Raw genomic sequence first — 4,524 nt, forward strand, 5'->3', positions numbered from 1 at the left:
CCCAGGAGCCGACGCCCGATCCCCCGGCTCCGGAGCCGGGGGATCGGGCGTCGGCTCCTGGGTGGGCGCGGGCGCCGTGGTCGGCCGGGGAGCTGCGGGAGGCGCGGGGCGCGGGGGAGGAGCGAATCCGCTGCCCGGCTCCGGGACCAGCGGCTCGCGCGCCTCGATCACGGCGACGGCCAGCGGAGCGACCGCGGCTCCCGAGGCGAGAGCGCTCCGGAGCTGCTCGACCGCGTCGGTCAGCACCGCCCGCCGGGACGTCGATCCGCGACCGGAGGCGAGGGTCGACGTGGCGAGGCCGAGCACGCGCTCGGCCAGCGCCGTCCGCTGCTCCCCGGCCGCGGTCGTCGCGGTGGTGATGGCGTCGGCCGAGACTCCCTCGAGCGCTGCGTTCAGGGATCCGATCGCCACCAGCAGATCGGTGCGGGCCGCGCCCGCGACGGTGCCGTCGGTCGCGGTGAGGAGCGCGAGTGAGTCGTCCCGCAGCGCGAGGCCGGCCTCGCGCGCGGCGGTGTAGGCCGGGGGAGCGGCGACGTCGATGGACGTCTCCCGGAGAGTCGGGGTCGCCTGCGTGCCCTCCGCGGAGGGAGTGCATCCGGTGAGCGCGCCGGCGGCGATGAGCAGGGCGATCGCGGCCGTGGCGCCCCGGAGGAGCGGGCGCGCACCCCCGCGCCGCTCGGCTCGCCCTCGACTCCGCATCACTGCACCCTAATCGGGGGACGGCCGCCGTGGGCGCCGGTCAGCGGGGCGGTTCGCGCATCCGAGACCCGGGTCGGCCGCACCTCCGGGCCGCACCCACGGCGCTCGACCGGTGGGAAGGGGGCCCGGCGCACACCCGTCGAGGGCGGGGGACGGCGCGCGCGGAACGGCGGGGCGCCCGCCGCCGCGCCGCCTAGCATGGGGCGGGTGACCGACCAGCAGGAGCCTCCCGTCCGCCTCCGCCCCGAGATCCTGGCGCTCCCCGCCTACAAGCAGGGCCGCGCGGCCGCCGCCGACGCCTTCAAGCTCTCCTCCAACGAGAACCCGTTCGACCCGCTGCCCTCCGTGCTCGCGCGGGTCCGCGAGGTGGACGACTTCAACCGGTACCCGGACGCGGCGGCGACCGCCCTGCGCACAGCGCTCGCCGCGGAGTACGGCGTCCCGATCGAGGAGGTGATCGTCGGAGCCGGCTCCGTCGCGGTCATCGCCCAGCTCATCACCGCGGCGGCGGGCCCGGGCGACGAGGTCGTCTACGCCTGGCGCTCGTTCGAGGCGTACCCCTCGCTCGTCACGACCGCGGGCGCCACCAGCGTGCGCGTGCCGCTCCGCGCCGACGACACCCACGACCTCGACGCCATGGCGCAGGCCGTCACCGAGCGCACCCGCCTGCTGATCGTCTGCAGCCCCAACAACCCCACCGGCACCGTCGCCACCGCCGACGACGTCGAGGCGCTCCTCGAGCGCGTCCCGGGCGACGTCCTCGTGCTCCTCGACGAGGCCTACGCCGAGTTCGTCGACGACGAGCGGGCCGTGGACGGCACCCGCCTTCTCGGCCGCTACCCGAACCTCGTGATCGCCCGCACCTTCTCCAAGGCGTACGGCCTCGCCGGCCTCCGCGTCGGCTACGCGATCGGCCACGCGCGGATCCTCGACGCCGCCCGTTCCACCGCCATCCCGCTCTCGGTCACCCGGTTCGCCGAGACCGCGGCGGTCGCCTCCCTCGAGCACCGCGAGGAGCTCCTCGAGCGCGTCCACCGCATCACCCGCCTCCGCGACGACCTCTGGCGGGCGCTGCTCGACCAGGGCTGGACGATCCCGGAGTCGCAGGCGAACTTCCTCTGGTTCGACACCCGCGAGGACACGGCGCGGGCCGCCGAGGTCTTCGAGCGCGCCGGGGTCGTGGTCCGCGCGTTCCCGCCGGAGGGGATCCGCGTCTCCGTCGGCGAGGCGCGCTCTGTCGACAAGCTCCTCAGCGCGGCGGCCGAGATTGTGGCTTCCCTCCCCGAGGGCCACCCCGCGAGACGGATAGGTTAGTCGGGTGGTAGCCACCAGCACGGAGTCGCCGACTGTCCAGTTCCTCTCCGCGGACGGGCGGTTCTCGCCGACCCCCGCGGCCGAGCAGTACGCCTCCTACCTCGACGGGGTGGACGAGGCGCAGCACCGCTCCTTCTACCGCGAGATGGCGGTGGTCCGCCGCTTCGACACCGAGGCCGCGAACCTGCAGCGCCAGGGCCAGCTCGGACTGTGGGTCCCGAGCCACGGCCAGGAGGCGGCACAGGTCGGCTCCGCGTTCGCGATGCGCCCGCAGGACCACGTGTTCCCCTCCTACCGCGAGCACGTCGTCGGCAAGATCCGCGGCATCGACCTGCTCGGCGTCCTCGCGCTCCTGCGCGGCACGACGCACGGGGGCTGGGACCCGACCGACCCGACGAACGGGAACTTCCACCTCTACACGCTGGTGCTCGGCTCGCAGGCCCTCCACGCGACCGGCTACGCGATGGGCCTCACCCTCGACGGAGCGACCGGCACGGGCGACCCCGAGAAGGACGCGGCCGTCGTCGTGTACTTCGGCGACGGCGCCTCCAGCCAGGGCGACGTCAGCGAGGCGATGGTCTTCGCCGCGAGCTACCAGGCTCCCGAGGTCTTCTTCCTCCAGAACAACCACTACGCGATCTCGGTCCCCGTGGCCACGCAGTCGCGCAGCCCCCTCTACCTCCGCTCCTCCGGCTTCGGCATCCCCGGCGTGCAGATCGACGGCAACGACGTGCTCGCGAGCTACGCGGTCACCGCCAAGCACCTGCAGGACGCGCGCTCCGGCGGCGGTCCCCAGTTCATCGAGGCGCTGACCTACCGGATCGGCGCGCACACCTCGAGCGACGACCCGACGAAGTACCGCACCGACGACGAGCTCGCCTCGTGGGTCGCGAAGGACCCGATCACCCGCTTCGCCGCGTTCCTGCGGAGCGAGGGCGTGGAGCAGTCCTTCTTCGACGAGGTCGACGAGGAGGCGAAGGACTTCGCGTCCGACATCCGCCGCCGCCTCCTCGCCCTCGAGGTCCCTCCCACGGGCGTCATGTTCGACCACGTCTACTCGGAGCCGCACGTGCTCGTCGAGGAGCAGAAGGCGTGGCTGCAGCGCTACGAAGAATCGTTCGGAGGCGAGTGATGACGATCGACACCAGCACGACGGCCGCGCAGCCGCCCCTCACCGGGTCGCAGCTCGAGTCCATGTCCATGGCCAAGGCGCTCAACGCCGGCCTCCGCCGCGCGATGACGCAGGACGACCGCGTCCTCCTGATGGGCGAGGACATCGGCCCCCTGGGCGGCGTCTTCCGCATCACCGAGGGCCTGCACGCCGAGTTCGGGGCGAAGCGCGTGCTCGACACGCCGCTCGCCGAGTCCGGCATCGTCGGCACCGCGATCGGGCTCGCGATGCGCGGCTTCCGCCCGGTCTGCGAGATCCAGTTCGACGGGTTCATCTACCCGGCGTTCGACCAGATCACCTCGCAGCTGGCCAAGATGACCAACCGCCACGAGGGCGCGATCACCATGCCCGTCGTCATCCGCGTGCCCTACGGCGGGCACATCGGAGCGGTCGAGCACCACCAGGAGAGCAACGAGGCGTACTTCGCGCACACCGCGGGCCTGCGCGCGGTCAGCCCGTCGACTCCCAACGACGCCTACTGGATGATCCAGGAGGCCATCGCCTCGGACGACCCCGTCATGTTCTTCGAGCCCAAGAGCCGCTACTGGCCCAAGGGCGACGTCGACCTCAGCGGGTCCGCCGCGCCGCTGCACGCCAGCCGCGTCGTCCGCCAGGGCACCGAGGTCACGCTGGTCGGCTGGGGCCCGATGGTCGCCGTCCTCCTCCAGGCCGCCGAGCTCGCGGGCGAGGAGGGCACGAGCGTCGAGGTCGTCGACCTGCGCTCGCTCTCCCCGATCGACTGGGAGCCGCTGCTCGCGTCGGTCCGCAGGACCGGCCGGCTCGTCGTCGCGCAGGAGGCGTCCGCGAACGTGAGCCTCGGCTCCGAGATCGCGGCGACCGTCACCGAGCGCGCCTTCTTCTCGCTGGAGGCGCCGGTCCTCCGGGTCGCCGGCTTCGACACCCCCTTCCCGCCCGCCAAGGTCGAGAAGCTCTTCCTCCCCGACGTCGACCGCGTGCTCGAGGCCGTCGACCGCTCGCTCGCGTACTGACGCGCGCGACATCCGCCCGCACGAGCCCACAGGAGTCCCCCCGATGACAGAGCAGTTCCTCCTCCCCGACGTCGGCGAGGGCCTCACCGAGGCCGAGATCGTGGCCTGGAAGGTCAAGGTCGGCGACGAGGTGGCCGTCAACCAGGTCCTCGTCGAGATCGAGACCGCCAAGTCGCTCGTCGAGCTCCCCTCGCCGTTCAGCGGCACCGTCGTCGACGTGCTCGTCGACGAGGGCCAGACGGTCGACGTCGGCACCGCCATCATCACCGTCCAGGCCGAGACCGGGCTGACCGTGGTGCTCGTCACCCACGACCAGGACGAGGCGCTCGAGATGAGCGACGAGATGGTCCT

Annotated in this window: 5 protein-coding genes; 4 read left to right on the forward strand and 1 reads right to left on the reverse strand. The window is 73.1% G+C overall.

Going from position 1 to position 4,524, the window contains the following annotated elements:
• A partial coding sequence (locus tag C5C10_RS17175) for a hypothetical protein (protein ID WP_219813286.1) occupies positions 1-699 on the reverse strand: 699 nt, incomplete at its 3' end.
• A 198-nt stretch (positions 700-897) separates the two neighbouring features.
• On the opposite strand from C5C10_RS17175, the gene hisC reads away from it, so the two are divergent.
• The 4 genes from hisC to C5C10_RS17195 form a co-directional block, all read left to right on the forward strand.
• The gene (gene hisC / locus C5C10_RS17180; protein WP_104226632.1) at positions 898-2,013 is read left to right on the forward strand and encodes a histidinol-phosphate transaminase; all 1,116 of its coding nucleotides are present in this window, start codon (positions 898-900) and stop codon (positions 2,011-2,013) included.
• Positions 2,014-2,017: 4 nt separating this feature from the next.
• Positions 2,018-3,145, forward strand: a complete 1,128-nt coding sequence (locus C5C10_RS17185) for a thiamine pyrophosphate-dependent dehydrogenase E1 component subunit alpha (protein ID WP_104226633.1) — start codon at positions 2,018-2,020, stop codon at positions 3,143-3,145.
• Between the two features lie 62 nt (positions 3,146-3,207).
• Entirely contained in the window at positions 3,208-4,173 is a 966-nt protein-coding gene (locus C5C10_RS17190) for an alpha-ketoacid dehydrogenase subunit beta (protein WP_181027250.1), read from the forward strand.
• Positions 4,174-4,216: 43 nt separating this feature from the next.
• The coding region (locus C5C10_RS17195; RefSeq protein WP_308471670.1) for a biotin/lipoyl-containing protein at positions 4,217-4,524 on the forward strand (308 nt) is incomplete at its 3' end.

The sequence above is a fragment of the Rathayibacter sp. AY1A3 genome, assembly GCF_002930975.1.
Lineage (GTDB): Bacteria > Actinomycetota > Actinomycetes > Actinomycetales > Microbacteriaceae > Rathayibacter.